This is a genomic window from Duganella sp. Dugasp78 (genome assembly GCF_059491455.1).
The window spans coordinates 5,100,483-5,114,891 of record NZ_CP168506.1 but is presented as its reverse complement, the minus strand read 5'-3'; the positions used below and the strand labels follow the sequence as shown (position 1 = coordinate 5,114,891).

At 65.7% G+C, this 14,409-nt stretch carries 15 protein-coding genes; 3 read left to right on the top strand and 12 right to left on the bottom strand.

Going from position 1 to position 14,409, the window contains the following annotated elements; translation table 11 throughout:
• Positions 1 to 34: 34 nt before the first annotated feature.
• The 4 genes from ACEN9O_RS22685 to ACEN9O_RS22670 form a co-directional block, all read right to left on the bottom strand.
• Positions 35 to 901: a branched-chain amino acid ABC transporter permease gene (locus ACEN9O_RS22685; RefSeq protein ID WP_332851717.1), complete on the bottom strand. Its 867-nt coding sequence runs from the start codon at positions 899 to 901 to the stop codon at positions 35 to 37.
• A 70-nt stretch (positions 902 to 971) separates the two neighbouring features.
• The gene (gene pcaF / locus ACEN9O_RS22680; protein ID WP_495614064.1) at positions 972 to 2,174 is read right to left on the bottom strand and encodes a 3-oxoadipyl-CoA thiolase; all 1,203 of its coding nucleotides are present in this window, start codon (positions 2,172 to 2,174) and stop codon (positions 972 to 974) included.
• A gap of 11 nt (positions 2,175 to 2,185) precedes the next feature.
• The gene (locus ACEN9O_RS22675; protein ID WP_495614063.1) at positions 2,186 to 2,830 is read right to left on the bottom strand and encodes a CoA transferase subunit B; all 645 of its coding nucleotides are present in this window, start codon (positions 2,828 to 2,830) and stop codon (positions 2,186 to 2,188) included.
• Positions 2,827 to 3,492 carry a 3-oxoacid CoA-transferase subunit A gene (locus tag ACEN9O_RS22670; protein WP_445233060.1) on the bottom strand — a complete coding sequence of 222 codons (666 nt, stop codon included), beginning with the start codon at positions 3,490 to 3,492 and terminating at the stop codon, positions 2,827 to 2,829. The genes ACEN9O_RS22675 and ACEN9O_RS22670 overlap by 4 nt, the downstream gene beginning before the upstream one ends.
• Positions 3,493 to 3,628: 136 nt before the next feature.
• On the opposite strand from ACEN9O_RS22670, the gene ACEN9O_RS22665 reads away from it, so the two are divergent.
• On the top strand, positions 3,629 to 4,465 hold the full coding sequence (locus ACEN9O_RS22665) for an IclR family transcriptional regulator domain-containing protein (RefSeq protein ID WP_495614062.1): 837 nt from the start codon (positions 3,629 to 3,631) through the stop codon (positions 4,463 to 4,465).
• Positions 4,466 to 4,564: 99 nt separating this feature from the next.
• Here ACEN9O_RS22665 and ACEN9O_RS22660 read toward each other — a convergent pair whose 3' ends face one another.
• Positions 4,565 to 5,656: a porin gene (locus ACEN9O_RS22660; RefSeq protein ID WP_495614061.1), complete on the bottom strand. Its 1,092-nt coding sequence runs from the start codon at positions 5,654 to 5,656 to the stop codon at positions 4,565 to 4,567.
• Positions 5,657 to 5,863: 207 nt separating this feature from the next.
• Here ACEN9O_RS22660 and ACEN9O_RS22655 point away from each other — a divergent pair, with 207 nt between their 5' ends.
• Positions 5,864 to 7,039, top strand: a complete 1,176-nt coding sequence (locus ACEN9O_RS22655) for an ABC transporter substrate-binding protein (RefSeq protein WP_495614060.1) — start codon at positions 5,864 to 5,866, stop codon at positions 7,037 to 7,039.
• A gap of 6 nt (positions 7,040 to 7,045) precedes the next feature.
• On the opposite strand, the gene ACEN9O_RS22650 is transcribed toward ACEN9O_RS22655, so the two are convergent.
• The 5 genes from ACEN9O_RS22650 to ACEN9O_RS22630 all read right to left on the bottom strand — a co-directional run bounded on the left by ACEN9O_RS22650 (position 7,046) and on the right by ACEN9O_RS22630 (position 12,420).
• Positions 7,046 to 8,497: an NAD-dependent succinate-semialdehyde dehydrogenase gene (locus tag ACEN9O_RS22650; protein WP_495614059.1), complete on the bottom strand. Its 1,452-nt coding sequence runs from the start codon at positions 8,495 to 8,497 to the stop codon at positions 7,046 to 7,048.
• A gap of 18 nt (positions 8,498 to 8,515) precedes the next feature.
• Entirely contained in the window at positions 8,516 to 9,535 is a 1,020-nt protein-coding gene (locus ACEN9O_RS22645) for a dihydrodipicolinate synthase family protein (RefSeq protein WP_495614058.1), read from the bottom strand.
• A gap of 31 nt (positions 9,536 to 9,566) precedes the next feature.
• On the bottom strand, positions 9,567 to 10,589 hold the full coding sequence (locus ACEN9O_RS22640; protein WP_495614057.1) for an ornithine cyclodeaminase family protein: 1,023 nt from the start codon (positions 10,587 to 10,589) through the stop codon (positions 9,567 to 9,569).
• Between the two features lie 115 nt (positions 10,590 to 10,704).
• Positions 10,705 to 11,625 (bottom strand): LysR family transcriptional regulator, encoded by a 921-nt coding sequence (locus ACEN9O_RS22635; protein WP_495614056.1) that lies wholly within the window; start codon positions 11,623 to 11,625, stop codon positions 10,705 to 10,707.
• A gap of 9 nt (positions 11,626 to 11,634) precedes the next feature.
• Positions 11,635 to 12,420 (bottom strand): cyclase family protein, encoded by a 786-nt coding sequence (locus tag ACEN9O_RS22630; RefSeq protein WP_495614055.1) that lies wholly within the window; start codon positions 12,418 to 12,420, stop codon positions 11,635 to 11,637.
• A 213-nt stretch (positions 12,421 to 12,633) separates the two neighbouring features.
• On the opposite strand from ACEN9O_RS22630, the gene ACEN9O_RS22625 reads away from it, so the two are divergent.
• Entirely contained in the window at positions 12,634 to 13,395 is a 762-nt protein-coding gene (locus ACEN9O_RS22625; RefSeq protein WP_495614054.1) for an EthD domain-containing protein, read from the top strand.
• Here the strand turns inward: ACEN9O_RS22625 and ACEN9O_RS22620 are convergent.
• A complete protein-coding gene (locus ACEN9O_RS22620) occupies positions 13,392 to 13,709 on the bottom strand; it encodes a type 2 periplasmic-binding domain-containing protein (protein WP_495614053.1) in 318 nt (105 codons plus the stop codon). The two genes, ACEN9O_RS22625 and ACEN9O_RS22620, sit on opposite strands and share 4 nt — an antisense overlap.
• Before the next feature lie 14 nt (positions 13,710 to 13,723).
• Positions 13,724 to 14,317, bottom strand: coding sequence for a LysR family transcriptional regulator (locus ACEN9O_RS22615; RefSeq protein ID WP_495614052.1), 594 nt, complete (start codon positions 14,315 to 14,317; stop codon positions 13,724 to 13,726).
• Between the last annotated feature and the right edge of the window lie 92 nt (positions 14,318 to 14,409).

Below are 14,409 nucleotides of genomic sequence, written 5' to 3'. Positions count from 1 at the left end.
GGCGCCGGTTTGACTTCAGCATCGGTGAAGGCGTTCATGCTTTCCTCCTGATCAGGCCTGCCGGGAACAGGATCAGCAGCACCACCATCAAGCCGTAGATGACGAAGGCGCCGATCTGCGGCACGTAGTATTTACCCGCCACGTCGAACACGCCCAGTATCAGCGCCGCCAGCAGCGGCCCTTTGATGGTGCCTGCACCGCCAACGGCGACCACCAGCAGGAAGTAGACCATATATTTGATCGGGAAGGTCGGGTCCAGGCCCAACACGTCGATGCCCAACCCACCGCCCAGGCCAGCCAGGCCGGAGCCCAGCGCGAAGGTCAGGCTGAACACCAGCCCGACATTGATGCCCAGGCCTGCGGACGCGGTTTGGTTGTCCACCGACGCGCGGATCTGCGCGCCGAAACGGGTGCGCTCGATCAGCAGCCCCAATGCCAGCGTGACCAGCACCACCACGCCGATCAGGAACAAGCGATAGGCGCCAACCTCAAGGCCCAGCAGCGATACCTGGCCGCGCAGCCAGTCCGGCAGCGTCACCGGCTGCTGCGAAGGACCGAACAACCAGGTCGCACCGGCCACCGACATGAAAGTCAGTCCGATCGAGAACAGCACCTGATCCAGATGGCTGGCGCGGTACAGGCGGCGGTACAGCAGCCGCTCCAGCACCAGCCCCGCCGCTGCGGAAGCCAGGAAGGCCAGCGGCAACGAAGCCAGGAATGGCACGCCGAGCCGCGACAACACCGTCACGCTGACATAGCCGCCCAACATGGCAAAGGCACCATGGGCCAGGTTAATGAAGTTCATCATGCCCATCGTGACCGACAGGCCGACACTGATGAGGAACAGCAGGCTGCCGTAGGCGATGCCGTCGAACAGCACGCCGGCGAAATTGGCTAGCATATCCGCCCCCTCGTTTGATTTTGTTTATTCATTTTTTTGTCTCCGCTACTTCTCTACGCACTACATTGAATCACACTCTTTCGATAATCATCGCAATGCCCTGCCCCACGCCAATGCACATGGTGCACAGCGCGTAGCGGCCGCCGCTGCGGTGCAGCTGATAGGTCGCGGTGGTCACCAGGCGTGCGCCGCTCATGCCCAGCGGATGGCCCAGCGCGATGGCGCCGCCGTTGGGATTGATGCGCGCATCGTCGTCGCGCAGGCCAAGCTCGCGCAACACGGCCAGGCCCTGCGCGGCGAAGGCTTCATTCAGCTCGATGACATCCATCTGCTCCAGCGTCAGACCGGTTTGGCGCAACAGCTTTTGCACAGCAGGCACCGGGCCTATGCCCATCACGCGCGGCGCCACGCCAGCCGTCGCCATGCCGACGATGCGTGCCAGCGGCTTCAGGCCGTGGCGTCCAGCCGCCTCGCCGCTGGCGATCAGCAGCGCGCAGGCGCCGTCGTTGATGCCGGAGGCATTACCGGCGGTGACGCTGCCGTCAGGCCGCACCACGCCTTTCAGCTTAGCCAGCGCCTCGATGGTGGTGGCGCGCGGATGCTCGTCCTGAGCGAACACCAAAGGATCACTTTTCTTTTGCGGCAGCGACACCGGCACGATCTCGCGCGCGAAGATGCCTTCGGCGATGGCGATGGCGGTCTTGTTCTGGCTTGCCAGCGCAAACGCATCCTGGTCGGCACGGCTGACGCCATAGTCCTGGGCGACGTTTTCGGCCGTCTCCGGCATGGTCTCAACGCCGTAGGCTTCCTTCAGCGCCTTGTTGATGAAGCGCCAGCCCATCGTCGTGTCCTGCAAGGACGCATTGCGCGAGAACGCCGCATCCGGTTTGCCCATGACGAAAGGCGCGCGCGTCATCGACTCCACGCCGCCGGCGATCATCAGGCAGGCGTCGCCCGCCTGGATCGCGCGCGCCGCCGTGCCAATGGCGTCCATGCCGGAGCCGCACAGGCGGTTCACGGTGGAACCCGGCACCTCCTGTGGCAGCCCGGCCAGCAACAGCGACATCCGCGCCACGTTGCGATTGTCCTCGCCGGCCTGGTTGGCGCAGCCATAGATCACGTCATCCACCTGTTCCCACTGCACGCCGGGATTGCGGCGCATCAGTTCACGCAGCGGCACGGCGCCCAGATCGTCGGCGCGCACGTCCTTCAACGCGCCGCCGTAACGGCCGATCGGTGTGCGCACGGCGTCGCAGATATATGCTTCGTTCATGTTATCTCCCATTATTTCAGCGGCAGCAAAGGCGCGCCAGTGACGGCCTGCAGCTCTTCAAAAGTCAATCCCGGCGCCATCTCGCGCACCGCCAGCCCGGCCGGCGTCACGTCCAGCACGGCCAGGTCGGTGTAGATGCGGTTGACGCAGGCCACGCCCGTCAGCGGATAGCTGCACTGGCCGACGATCTTGCTTTCACCGGTCTTGGTCTGGTGCTCCATCATGACGAACACCTGCTTGGCGCCGATCGCCAGGTCCATGGCGCCGCCGACGGCCGGTATCGCATCCGGCGCACCGGTATGCCAGTTGGCCAGGTCGCCGTTGGCCGCCACCTGGAAGGCGCCCAGCACGCACACGTCCAGATGGCCGCCGCGCATCATGGCGAAGGAATCGCCATGATGGAAGTAGGCGCCGCCCGTCAGCAGCGTGACCGGCTGCTTGCCGGCGTTGATCAGGTCTTCGTCTTCCTCGCCCGGTGCGGGCGCCGGGCCCATGCCCAACAGGCCGTTCTCGCTGTGCAGGAACACTTCACGTTCGGCCGGCAGGTGATCGGCCACCTTGGTCGGCAGGCCGATGCCCAGATTGACGTAGGCGCCTTCGGGAATATCCTGCGCCACGCGGGCCGCCATCTGGTCGCGGGTATATTTGTTCGTCATGCCGCCTCCTTCACTACGCGCTGGACAAAGATGCCGGGGGTGATGATCGCTTCCGGGTCGAGCTCACCCAACGCCACCACCTGCTGCACCTGGGCGATGGTGGTCTTGGCCGCCATCGCCATGATCGGGCCGAAGTTGCGGGCGGTCTTGCGGTACACCAGGTTGCCCCAGCGGTCGCCGCGCAGCGCCTTGATCAACGCGAAGTCGGCGTGGATCGGCGACTCCAGCACATAGTGGCGGCCGTCGATCAGGCGCGTTTCCTTGCCTTCGGCGAGCAGCGTGCCGTAGCCGGTCGGCGAGAAAAAACCGCCGATGCCGGCGCCGGCGGCGCGGATGCGCTCCGCCAGGTTGCCTTGCGGAGTCAGTTCCAGCTCGATCTCGCCGGCGCGGTACAGCGCGTCGAAATGATGGGAGTCGGCCTGGCGCGGGAAAGAGCAGATGATCTTGCGCACCCGCTTGGCCTTGAGCAGCGCGGCCAGCCCCGTTTCGCCGTTGCCGGCGTTGTTGTTGACGATGGTGAGGTCGCGCGCGCCCTGCGCGATCAGCGCGTCGATCAGCGCAGACGGCATGCCGGCATTGCCGAAGCCACCGATCATGACCGTCGCGCCGTCGTGGATGTCAGCCACGGCGCGCTCCAGTGATGCAAATGTTTTATCAATCATATGCCTGCCTTTTTAAGTTCATTGTGCGATAATCGAACTAATGATTGATTACCGCACAGCCAGTGTAGCAACGTATGCGCGCCACGGTCAACAAAAAAACACCTATCGAACTTGCCTACTGCATTAAAATCACGCCATGTCCAAGACCACCAAACCCAAAACCGTCGCTGCGGCCGAGCCGGAGCACGAACCAAGCATCTCCGAGCAGATCGACGCACTGACCGATCCAAGTTTCATGACCTCGCTGGCGCGCGGCCTGGCCGTGGTGCGCGCCTTCAGCGATTCGCGCAAGCCGCAGACCATCGCCAACATCAGCCAGAAAACCGGCATCCCGCGCGCCGCCGTGCGGCGCTGCCTGCACACGCTGCGCGAGCTGGGGTATGTGGATGCGGAGCTGAACAATTTTTCGCTGCGTCCCAAGGTGCTGACGCTGGGTTATTCCTACCTGTCGTCGACGCCGCTGACGGTGTCGGCCCAGCCCTACCTGAACAACATCAGCCGCGCGCTGAACGAATCGAGTTCGCTGGCGGTGCTGGACGACGATGAGGTGCTCTACGTGGCGCGCGCCGCCACTTCGCGTGTGATGTCGGTGGCGCTGAACACCGGTAGCCGCCTGCCCGCCTACTGCACCTCACTGGGCCGCGTGATGCTGGCGCACCTGCCGCCGGCGGAGCTGGACCAGTACCTGGCCCGCACCGCGCTGCGGCCGATGACGGAAAACACGGTGGTCAACCAGAAGCGTCTGCGCGAGATCCTGGCCGGCGTACGCCAGGCCGGCTACGCCATCAACGATGAGGAACTGGAACTGGGATTGCGCTCCGTCGCGGTGCCGGTGCGCGGCGCATCCGGAACGGTGCTGGCGGCGTTGAACGTTGGAGCGCAAGCGTCGCGCGTCAGCGTCAAACAGTTGGAAAAAGAGTTCCTGCCCGTGCTATTGCGCGGGGCCCAGGAACTCTCGATACTGCTACCTTGAAGCCGTTCAAAATGACCGTGGCGTCGTTGCGGCGCCTTGCCGTGCTAGCGCACTGTCTTCGGCGCCGCGCCTAGCCACGCTCATTTTGAAACGCCTTCTTTAGAAACTGTGGCGCAGGCCGGCCATGACGCCGTTCTGTGTCAAGCCCGCGCCCACGGTGCCGCCGGCATCCAGCGCCACAGCCGACGCGCCGGAATTCTTCATGCGGCCCAGCGCTCCGTACACGGCGGTGCGCTTCGACAGGTAGTAGGTCAGGCGGGCCACCGCCATATTGACGTCGGAAGCGCTGTTCTTGGTGTCGCGGCGCGCCACCTGCACATCCAGCGTGGACAGCGGCGTAACCGGATAGCTCACACCCAGGAAGTACAGATCCGATTCGGTCAGACCGGTGACCGCACGCGTGGTGCGGTCGACGATACCGCCGCCGATCTTGGCCGCACCCACCTTGGCATAAGCGTTGACGGTGATGCGCTTGTCGCTGTTATCGCTGCTCGTCAGGCCGCCGGCCGCGCCGACGTTACCGTACATGATGTCGTAGGAAGTGTTCAGGCCATACTCCGGCGTCTCGTAGCCCAGCAGGCCGGTGATCTGGCGGCAGGCCTTGGAGTTACCCGCCACTTCGCCGGGGCAGCCGGTGGCGGCAGGTCCGCCCGCGGCCGACGCATCGCGCCCGGTGCTGTAGGTGGCACCGACCACGAAGTTATTGAAGTTGCCCAGGTAGCCGATGGCGTTGTCGCTGCGCGCGTTCGGCAGATAGGGATCGATGCTGCCGATCGCGAACAGGTTAGGTCCCAGCACGTCGGCTTTGATCCCCGCCAGATACGTCATGTTGATCTGGCGGCCCAGCGTCACCGTGCCGAAGGCGCCCTTCAATCCCACCGAAGCCTGGCGGCCGAACAGGCGGTTGCCCTGGCCCATGGTGCCGGTGTCCATCGACAAACCCATCTCCAGCGTGAACACGGCCTGCAAGCCGTCACCCAGATCCTCCGCGCCGCGGAAGCCCAGGCGCGAAGGGAAGGAACCGGTCAGCGACGGCATCTTGGTGATGCTGGCGCCGGCGGCGTTGGCGTTGGTCGTATAAACCAGACCCGTATCGACAAGGCCGTACACCGTGACACTGCTTTGCGCCATGGCGCCGGATGCGCTGACCCCAGCCAGCAGCGCCGCAGCGCATCGGATTGCGTTCTTCATTCCAGTCTCCTGTTATTTGACAGTTATTTATTTTCGAGATGTGCGATCATCGAACAATAGGTTGTTAATCGCACATAGATTAGATACTATGCATGAAGCGCTGCGCTGTCAATAAACGCAACATGGCAGAATTGAAGCCGTCGCCGCCGGCACACGGTGCGCCGCGCCCTTCTTCATAGAGAAAACAGAACAACACGGGAGACCAGCATGACCCTAAAAAAAATTGTAGCAATTGCGACACTCGCCACCGGCGCGTGGTCCGCGATGCCATTGGCGCAGGCCGAAGACACCATCAAGGTCGGCGTAATCGCGGCCTTCTCCGGCCCCTTCGCCGACTACGGCAAGCAGATGGAAGGCGGCATCAAGGCCTGGATGGCGCAGAACGGCGCCACGGTGGCGGGCAAGAAGATCGAGATCATCTACAAGGACACCACCGGCCCGTCGCCCGAAATCGCCAAGCGGCTGGCGCAGGAACTGGTGGTGCGCGACAAGGTCGACTTCCTGGCCGGCTTCGGCCTGACGCCGGAAGCGCTGGCCGTTGCCCCCATCGCCGAGCAGGCCAAGAAGCCGATGATCGTCATGAACGCCGCCACCTCGGTCATCACCACCAAGTCCAACTACATCGCGCGCTTTTCGATGACGCTGCCGCAGGTCTCCGCGCCGATGGCGACGTGGGCGGCGAAGAACAATATTAAAAAAGTGGTCACGCTGGTGGCGGACTACGGCCCCGGCATCGACGCCGAAACGGCCTTCAGGAATGAGCTGGTCAAAGGCGGCGGCGCGGTGACGGAAGCGATCCGCGTCCCGCTGCGCAATCCGGAATTCGCACCCTACATCCAACGCATCAAGGATGCCAAGCCGGACGCGGTGTTCATCTTCGTTCCGGCCGGCGAGCAAGGTATCGCCTTCATGAAGGGCTACCGCGAGCGCGGCCTGGCGGCTGCGGGCATCAAGGTCATCGCGACCGGCGACCTTACGGACGACCACGTGCTGCCGGCCATGGGCGACGCCACGCTGGGCGTGATCACCACCTTCCACTACTCGGCCGCCCACAAGTCGCCGGAGAACGCCGCCTTCCTGAAAAGTTTTGCGGCGGCCAATCCAGATGCGGGCCGCGCCAACTTCATGGCAGTGGCGGCGTATGACGGCATGGCGGCGATTTATGAAGTGACGCGCAAATTGAACGGCAAGATCGACGGCGACCAAGCCATGGCCATCCTGAAGACCATGCAGCTCAACAGCCCGCGCGGACCGATCAGCATCGATCCGCAAACCCACGATATCGTGCAGACGGTTTACGTGCGCAAGGTCGAAAAGGTCGGCAACGAATTCTATAACGTCGAATTCGATCAGTTCACCAACCAGAAGGACCCTGGCAAGTAAGCCGTCCTACCAGCTGGCGGCGATGTACTTCGTCTCCAGGTATTCCAGTATGCCGTCATGGCCGCCCTCGCGGCCGACGCCGCTCTGCTTCCAGCCGCCGAATGGGGCCGCCGGCTCGGACACCATGCCCCGGTTGATGCCGACCATGCCCGACTCGATGCGCCCCGCGACGGCCAACGCCGTGCCCAGGTCGCGGCTGTGGACAAAGGAGACCAGGCCGAATTCGGTATCGTTCGCCAGCGCGACCGCTTCGTCGACGGTATCGAATTCGCAGATCGCCGCCACCGGGCCGAAAATCTCCTGCGCCAGTATGCGGTTCCCCGGCCGCACGCCGGTCAGCACCGTCGGCTCGTAAAAGTAGCCCGGCCCCGGCGGTGCCTGGCCGCCGGTGAGCAAGCTGGCGCCATCTTCCAGCGCCTCGGCCACCAGCGCCGCGACTTTGGCGCATGTCTTGGCGTTTACCAGTGGGCCGAGCTGCACGCCGTCGTCCAACCCCGCGCCCATTTTCACCTGCTGCATGGCCTGCGCCAGCTTGCCCGCGAATTCGCCGGCGACCGGCCGCGCCACGTAGAAGCGGTTAGCCGCCGTGCAGGACTGGCCGCCGTTGCGCAGCTTGGCCACCATGGCCGCCACCACCGCCGCATCGATATCGGCGTCGGCCAGCACGATGAAAGGCGCATTCCCGCCCAGCTCCATCGAGCACTTGACCACCTGGTCGGCCGCCTGGGCCAGCAGCACCCGCCCCACCTCGGTCGAGCCGGTGAACGACAGCTTGCGTACGCGCCGGTCGTGCAGCATGGCGTTGACCACCGTGCCGGACTGCCGCGACGGCACCACATTAATCACCCCCGGCGGCACGCCAGCCTGTTCGAACAGCTCCGCCAGCAGCAAGGCGGTGAGTGGCGTCTCCGAGGCTGGCTTCAGTACCACGGTGCAGCCAGCCGCCAACGCGGGGCCAATCTTACGGGTCGCCATCGCGGCGGGAAAATTCCACGGCGTGACGAACAGCGCCACCCCGATCGGCTGGCGCATCGTCATGATGCGATAAGCGCCGACCGGGGCGATGCCAAGCTCGCCGGCCGTGCGCACCGCCTCCTCGGAATACCAGCGCAGGAATTCGGCGGCGTACGCCACCTCGCCTCGTGCCTCGGGCAGCGACTTGCCGCTCTCCAGCACGATCAGGCGCGCGATCTGCTCGCTCCGCGCCGTCATCAGCTCGAACGCGCGACGCAGGATCTCGCTGCGCTGGCGCGGCGTCTGCGCGGCCCACCCCGCCCCCGCCGCGTCGGCCGCCGCCACAGCCGCCAACGCATCGGCCACCGACGCACTGGCCACTTCGGCCAGCGCTTCCCCGGTGGCGGGATTGAGCACCTCGATGGTGGCGCCGTCGGCGGCCGCCAGCCATTGGCCACCGATGTACAGGTTCTTGTTTACTTGGTTCACTTCCGGGTAGTTCATCTTATGCACCTTTCAAGGTTAGGCCGGATGGCGGCCGACCAGATACTGGCTGTCGTCATCGGGCGTCGGACGCATGCCGGATGCCGCCATGCCGCCGCGCAGGGACTTCATGATGCGGTCCGGGACCCGCATCGCCGGCGCGCGCAGCGGCCCGCCATTGAAGCCCGCCAGCCAGTCCTGGTACTTCCACATCGAACGGTTCAGCACCCCGGTGCCACCCGCGTAGCTGGCGGCCGCCGCGCCGTTGGCCAGGCGGGCCGGCTGGAACTGCCAGTACAGCGCCATCGCCTCCTCATACCGTCCGGCCCGCGCCAGCTCGAAGGCGCGCGGATAATAGTCGCCCATCCACTGGGTATTGCTGGTGCCGGAAAACTGCAGCGGCATCACGTTCATCAGGGGAATGGCGTCGCCCTCGATCGGGCAGCTGATGACGACTTCGTCGCGGAAGTGGTGCCACATCTCGCACAGGCCGGCGACCAGCGGGAAGCCCTGCTCCGACTTGATCGCCACGATGTTGGGAATATCATCAAGCAGGCGGCGCACCAGCGCGGTCGACATGCCGGCCGGGTGGATGCGCTCGAAGCCCCACAGCGGAATCGGGAACAGCATCACACCCAGCTCGGTGGCGTCGCAGAAGGCCTTGGTGTAGTCATAGATTTCCTGCTCCGTGGTCGGCCAGAACTGGGCCGGGTAGGACAGCAGCACCAGGTCGGCCCCGGCCTTCTCGGCCAGCTTGACCGCCGCGATATTTTCCTGCAGCGTGCCGAAGGCGGCATGGAAGAAAAGGCCCATGCGCCCGGCGGCGCTTTCCCTGGCCCAGGCGGTGAACCGGGCGTTTTCCTCGATGGTGATGGCCACCTCGGAGCACAGCAGCGTATAGCTGTAGCCATACCGCGCCGCCAGTTCGATGTCGTGGCGGATCGCCTTTTCGTTGAGCTGTTTGTGGTCCGCTGTCACCGTCGGTATGGTGACCGAGCATACGCCCCGCAGATGTTCGCGGGCCCAAGCGCGCGCGTCCTGTTTTTTATAGTGTGCCATGGCAGTCCTTATCAAGTTGAGTAAGCAGTTGTTATTTCCCGACCGGTGCGATCGTCACCGGCAACGGCGTGCCTAGTCCCAGCTGCAGCGCGCGTTCCAGCAGCATCTCGGCCACCACCACGTCTTGCAGCGCCGATCCCACCGATTTGTAGAGCGCGATGTCGCCGTCCACGCGTAGCGTTTGCGGCGCGCGCAGCAGCTCGGCCAGCGAGCGCATTTTTTCCCTGAATGGCACCTGCTCGCGCGTGGCCGCCAGCATGTCGCCGGTATCGTCCGCGACCTCGTGCACCATGTCGGCCACGATCACGCCGGCGCGCCGTATCACCCCGGTGTCGACCTCGCGCTGTTCCGGCAGCGTCGAGCCGATCGACACTACCGTCATGCCCGGCTCCAGCCACTCTCCCAGCAGCGTCGGCGATTCATCCCGCGAACGCGCCGCGCAGATGACCACGTCGGCGCCGCGCACCGCCTCGCGCGCGCTATCCTGCGCCAGCACCGGCAGCGCCAGCGCGCGCCCGCAGTCGTCGGCAAAGCGTTGTCGGTTGGCCGGGGTCGGGCTGTACACCTTGACCGATTCGATCCAGCGCAGCGCCGCCAGCGCGTGCAACTGGCCGTGCGCCTCGAAACCGGAACCGAGCAACGCCACCTTCAGCGGGCGTTGCGGCGCCAGCGCGTCGATCGCCACCGCCGACGTGGCGGCGGTGCGCAGCGCGGTAACCCGGTTGCCGTCGATGAGCGCGCGCAGGCCGCAGCCTTCGTGCTCGAACAGCGCCACCAGATAGCTGGCCTTGCGGTTGCGGGTGGAAGCGCAAATCAGCTTGGCGCCCATGTGGCCGCCGCTGGGGGACGCTGCGCTGAGTGTGCGCAGCCAGCGGCCGTCGGCGCGCGCCATGGCGCGCGGCGGCACCATGGCCTCGTCGTGCGGCGCGCGGTAGGCGGCGCGCAGGGCGCCGGCAGCGGCGGCCCAGTCGGAGGCGGCGCCGACGTCGGCGTCGGTCAGGAACAGGGTTGGGGGAAGCGTTTCAGCCGCTTCGTGGTGTGCTTGGTGTGCCATGCAGGTATCTCCGGTTTGCGATGACAGCCAGTGTAGGCAGCCTGCACGCGCGGGGATACGGGGGTAAATTCAAAGCAGATTTCCACAAACCGCTATACCGGCATGCGGAGCGGAACTACGGTGCCGGCAAGCGCTCGGCCGCGATCGACCGCATCAGCTCCGAAACGCGGCGGGTCGCCAGCGTGTGGGCGCGGTGTGCGGTGGTCCCCAGCACGACGGTGCGCAGTAATTGCGGCGCGACGATGGGCGCCGCGCTCAACTCGCCGCGGCGTATCTGGCCAGGGGCCGACACGGCGGCGATCACCGCATAGCCCGCGCCGGCCGCCGCCAGTTCGATCTGCAGGCCGACGGTGTCCGCCTCGATCGCCAGTTGCAGCAGCGTGCCGCGCTGGCTGGCCAGCTTTTCCAGCTGCGAGCGCAGCACGTGGGGCGCGCCGGGCAGGATCAGGGGCAGCGCGAGCACCTCGTCCAGCGTGACCGAGACGCGCTCCGCGACAGCGTCGCCGGCCGGGCCAAGCAGGCATAGCGCCATGCGCGCCAGCACCGGCTCGTCGCCGTTGGGCTGGCCGCCGTCGCGCAGCAGCATGGCCAGGTCCAGGCGGCCCAGCGCCAACCATTCCTCCAGTTCGGCGCTGGAGCCCTCGACCAGGTGCAGCCGCACGCGCGGCAGCAGCCGGCGCACTTCGGCGAAAATCGGCCGCGCCATCGTGCCCACGGTGGAAGGCAGCAGCCCGACATGAACCTCGCCAGACGGCACGCCGGCCGAGCTGCCTATCTCGTCCTGCAAATCGTCGGCCAGCCGCATCAGGGCCTGGACCCGGCCGTGCATCTGCTGGCCGAAATCGGTCAGCACCACGCCACGGCCGGTGCGCCGGAACAGGCGCGCGCCGCATTGCTGCTCCAGTTGCGCCAGCTGGCGGCTGACGACGGACTGCGGACAGTCCAGCGCCAGCGCGGCCCGGGTGACGCTGCCGGCAACCACGATCCGCATGAAGACGCTCCACTTCGGATCGAGTATCGATTGCACCGCCGCCATCCCCTGCGGTCAGTCGAAGATCGCCACCGCGCGGGTCCAGCCGGCGGAGGCGGCGCGGATCTTGTGCGGGAAGCAGCTGATGGTGAAGCCGGTCGGCGGCAGCGACTCCAGGTTGTGCATCTTCTCCAGATGACAGTAGCCGATGTCGCGGCCAGCCTTGTGGCCTTCCCAGATCAGGTCCACGTTGCCGGTCTCCTGGATCTTCTTCGCGGTGAAGCTGAACGGCGCATCCCAGCTCCAGGCGTCGGTACCGGTCAGGCGCACGCCACGCTCCAACAGGTACATGGTGGCCTCGTAGCCCATGCCGCAGCCGGCGTTGACGTAGTCCGGCTGGCCATAGCGCTCGCCGGCGCGGGTGTTGACCACCACGATTTCCAGCGGCTGCAGCGTGTGGCCGATACGCGCCAGCTCCGCCTCCACTTCCACCGCCGTGACCACATGTCCGTCCGGCAGGTGGCGGAAGTCCAGTTTCACGCCCGGCTGGAAGCACCATTCCAGCGGCACCTCGTCAATCGTGATTGAGCGCTCTGCCTCGCCCAGCTTGCGGTTCATGGTCGAATGAAAGTGGTAAGGCGCGTCCAGATGGGTGCCGCTGTGGGTCGTCAGGCGCACCCATTCAGCGGCCGCCGCCTCGCCGTCGGGGAAGTCGCCCGCCTTGGTGCCGGGCAGCAGGTGCATGAATTCGCCCAGCGTCTCCTTGTGGTTCTGATACTCGATCCTGGGCGCCAGGATGGGCGGGTCGGACAGTACTTCGTTTTCCAGATAGATCGACAGATCGACAAAACGGCGCGGCATGGGTTTCCTTTCGATGATGGGAGAGGCCATGCTAAGCGCTGAGCACCGCCCTTGTACAATCACTTCTGTCGATCCCGCCCATCCACCGCTTCGATACCGCGTCGCGGCGCGCTATCCATTGGGCGCATAGCTGGTTTCGCGCCGCGCCGCTGGCCGCAGGCGCGCACCAGGGCGTACCATCGGCGCTCCGATTCCCTTTTTGAAGAGACGACCATGATCAAGATGTTAGCGGCCATCTGCCGGCGCCCGGGCATGACGCATGCCGAATACCTCGCCTACGTGCAGCACGTGCACGGCGCCATAGCCCGTGAAAATCCGGTGGCGATGAGGCGCTACGTCCAGAACCATGTATTCGATTCCGCCTTCGGCAGCGCGGCAGAACCGGCCCATACCATGGTGGCCGCGCGCGATTCGGTGACGGAACTCTACTGGGACAGCGCGGCGGACATGAGCGCCACCTTCGGCCATGAACACGTGCGCACCAGGGTCGGCCCGGACGGCGCCAATTTCAGCGACACCAGCGTGGCCCTGAGCATGGTGACCGTGGAAGTCGAACAGCCGGTGGCCCGTCCGGGCAGGTTCGGCGGGGCCAAGGTGCTGCACTACCTGCGCGCCGCCGAGGGCTTGCCGCTCACGGAGTTCTTCGAGCGCTGGAGCCGCGCGCATGCTTACGCGCTGGAAGCCGCGCCCGCCGCCGCGGCGGCGCTGCGCCGCTGTGTGCACAACCGCCAGCTGCCCGAGTTCAACGCCATGCTGGCCTACTTCGGCGGCAAGGGCGTGCCCATTTACGAAGGCGTCGGCAGCCTGTATTTCGACGATGTCCATGCCATCGGCGCCTTCCGCGCGTACGAAAGCGCTCTGCTCGCGTACAACGCCGATCCGGTCACGCGCTTCTATGTCCCGGAACAGTCGTTCTTCCTTTACGCGACCGAGGTGCCGATCTACGACCGGCCGCTTCCGGAGCCGGCCGCCTAGGCGCCGCCGCCCTCGGCGTCCATGCGGCACACCGCCTGCTGCAGCAACTGGCGCAGCCACACCAGGCCCGGGTCCTGGGTGCGGTATTTGTGCCACTGCATGACCTGCTCCATGCGCTTCATCTGCATCGGCATCGGCAGCATCGCCAGCGGCAGGCCCCGGCTCACCACGCCCGCCAGCCGGCGGTGCACGGTGGCGACCCGCTCGGTGCCCACCACCAGATAAGGCGCCGCCAGGAAGCTGAACGACGTCACCTCGACCCGGCGCGTGATGCCGGTGCCCTCCATGAACAGGTATTCGAAGGTGCGGTCCATCCCCGGCGGCTGCATCACCACGGGCCGGCGGCCTTGTAGGCGTCCAGCGTCATCTCGCCGGCCTGCGCGTAGCGGCTGCGGTCCCACACCACGCAGCAGAACTGCTCCTCGAACAGCGGCTCGGTCGGATGATCAGGCGAGCAATAATCGCGCGGGATCACCAGCAGGTCGGCGTCGCCCTGCTCCAGGGTGCGCTGCGGCTGGCGCGTCTGCGGCAGCAGGTGGAAGCGCACCGTGCTCGATTGTTCCTGCGCCAGCGCCAGCGCGTGCGGCATCAGCACCGCCATCGAAAAGTCCGACACGAAGATGCGGAACTCGCGGTCCGATTGCGTGGGGTCGAAGTGCGGCGTGGCCGTGATGGTGGTGTTGACCCGCACCAGCACGTCGCGCACCGCTTCCTGCAGCACTTCCGCGCGCGGCGTCAGTTCCATTTGCCGCCCCACCTGCACCAGCAGCTCGTCGTCGAAATAGTCGCGCAGGCGCGCCAGCGAACTGCTTAACGCCGATTGGCTCATGTGCAGCTGCTCGGCCGCGCGGCTCACGCTGCGCAGCGTGAACATGGCGTCCAGCGCCACCAGCAGATTCAAATCCAGCTTGTTGAAACGCATACGGTCCCCTCCTGTTTTTTATGTATCCATGATATCGATACATTGAATGCACACAATCAATTTTACACATATAGCCGGCATCGGCACACTGG

Bases quoted from the DNA above. Each gene is read 5' to 3' on its own strand.
- ACEN9O_RS22645 (WP_495614058.1), bottom strand. From the start codon at position 9,535: ATGGCACACTATAAAAAACAGGACGCGCGCGCTTGGGCCCGCGAACAT.
- ACEN9O_RS22620 (WP_495614053.1), bottom strand. From the start codon at position 13,709: ATGGACCGCACCTTCGAATACCTGTTCATGGAGGGCACCGGCATCACG.
- ACEN9O_RS22635 (WP_495614056.1), bottom strand. From the start codon at position 11,625: ATGGCGGCGGTGCAATCGATACTCGATCCGAAGTGGAGCGTCTTCATG.
- ACEN9O_RS22625 (WP_495614054.1), top strand. From the start codon at position 12,634: ATGATCAAGATGTTAGCGGCCATCTGCCGGCGCCCGGGCATGACGCAT.
- ACEN9O_RS22675 (WP_495614063.1), bottom strand. From the start codon at position 2,830: ATGACGAACAAATATACCCGCGACCAGATGGCGGCCCGCGTGGCGCAG.
- ACEN9O_RS22665 (WP_495614062.1), top strand. From the start codon at position 3,629: ATGTCCAAGACCACCAAACCCAAAACCGTCGCTGCGGCCGAGCCGGAG.
- pcaF (WP_495614064.1), bottom strand. From the start codon at position 2,174: ATGAACGAAGCATATATCTGCGACGCCGTGCGCACACCGATCGGCCGT.
- ACEN9O_RS22615 (WP_495614052.1), bottom strand. From the start codon at position 14,317: ATGCGTTTCAACAAGCTGGATTTGAATCTGCTGGTGGCGCTGGACGCC.
- ACEN9O_RS22630 (WP_495614055.1), bottom strand. From the start codon at position 12,420: ATGCCGCGCCGTTTTGTCGATCTGTCGATCTATCTGGAAAACGAAGTA.
- ACEN9O_RS22640 (WP_495614057.1), bottom strand. From the start codon at position 10,589: ATGGCACACCAAGCACACCACGAAGCGGCTGAAACGCTTCCCCCAACC.
- ACEN9O_RS22655 (WP_495614060.1), top strand. From the start codon at position 5,864: ATGACCCTAAAAAAAATTGTAGCAATTGCGACACTCGCCACCGGCGCG.
- ACEN9O_RS22650 (WP_495614059.1), bottom strand. From the start codon at position 8,497: ATGAACTACCCGGAAGTGAACCAAGTAAACAAGAACCTGTACATCGGT.
- ACEN9O_RS22685 (WP_332851717.1), bottom strand. From the start codon at position 901: ATGCTAGCCAATTTCGCCGGCGTGCTGTTCGACGGCATCGCCTACGGC.
- ACEN9O_RS22670 (WP_445233060.1), bottom strand. From the start codon at position 3,492: ATGATTGATAAAACATTTGCATCACTGGAGCGCGCCGTGGCTGACATC.
- ACEN9O_RS22660 (WP_495614061.1), bottom strand. From the start codon at position 5,656: ATGAAGAACGCAATCCGATGCGCTGCGGCGCTGCTGGCTGGGGTCAGC.